The sequence below is a fragment of the Oleiphilus sp. HI0125 genome (genome assembly GCF_001635355.1).
The window spans coordinates 1-1,067 of sequence record NZ_LWGF01000861.1; the positions used below are offsets into that span (position 1 = coordinate 1).

At 42.5% G+C, this 1,067-nt stretch carries 1 protein-coding gene and 1 pseudogene; both read right to left on the minus strand.

The window, feature by feature from the left end; all coding sequences use genetic code 11:
• Positions 1-319: pseudogene (locus A3762_RS14085) on the minus strand (hypothetical protein); the annotation flags it as partial.
• 15 nt (positions 320-334) lie between these two features.
• Positions 335-1,067, minus strand: a 733-nt coding sequence (locus tag A3762_RS14090) for a DUF1365 domain-containing protein (protein WP_082869144.1), incomplete at its 5' end; no start/stop codon positions are given.

The window sequence follows — 1,067 nt, forward strand, 5'->3', positions numbered from 1 at the left end:
AAATATCCATGTTGCGCACCATCAAGCGCACTAACTTTGCTAAGTCAGGCGTCGACCAATCACCAGTCATATAGCTCTCAGCAGCACCGATACTTCCGCCGGTCATAATATCTACATAACACGACGCGTCGTTCACATGTAATTCGGCAATCAAATCAGCGTTATTGTCGTTTCCGAAACGATAAGTCTGGCCGTTATCGATAATACTCAGTGTTCCAGTATGCAAAGCCTTAAGCTGTGATAACACTGCTTTCTTAGCAATAGACTGGAAGCTAAAACGGCGCCCCTGAGGATAGGCATTAACGTGCTGTGTGTTCATAATAAACTCCCCACCTTAAAGGGCTGAATTCGCATTATTGTTGTGTTGATTATCACTGACAGAGTCAGGGTGATCATAAAATGGACTACGTTTGATCCATAACTTCAACGCTTGCCAGTATATGCCAAGCACTACTTTAACTGTCATAAGAGGTTGCTTAAGCAATCGATTGAGACCATGTTCTAAGCCTTCTTTGTGCAAGCCCATCGTGGCATCAAAGTGCTTTTCAACAGATGCATCGCTTCGTTCTATGGTGTTATCCATATGTACCGACAATCCTTCTCCCGGCGTTTTGAATACCCAGTTATATTCCATATTCATTGGATTAAACGGCGAAACATGGAAGGCTTTAGAAAACGAAAAGCGGCTGACCGTCTCACGAAGTTGTTCTACTTCAATCACTGCATCATCAAAGCTCTGATAATCTAACTTACCATCAGCAATCGGGAGGACGTAACTATGACGCTCATCCCATGGCGTATTAGTAATTTCAGCCAATATCGAAGTTAGCCGCTCATTCTCATCAAAGCAGTAGTAAAAGCTAACAGGGTTAAAAATCACCCCGAAATAACGAACGTTCGCAAGTAGGCGAACTGACTGAATAGTTGGAACATGTCGCTGGTTCAACGTGTAAAAGGCATTTACTTTTTTAATGACACATTGCTTTAAATCGTCATCTTGATGATCAGCACTCTGATTGAAGTAATCGCTACGATCAAAGCTCGCGATACCAAACTTTCCTAAACGA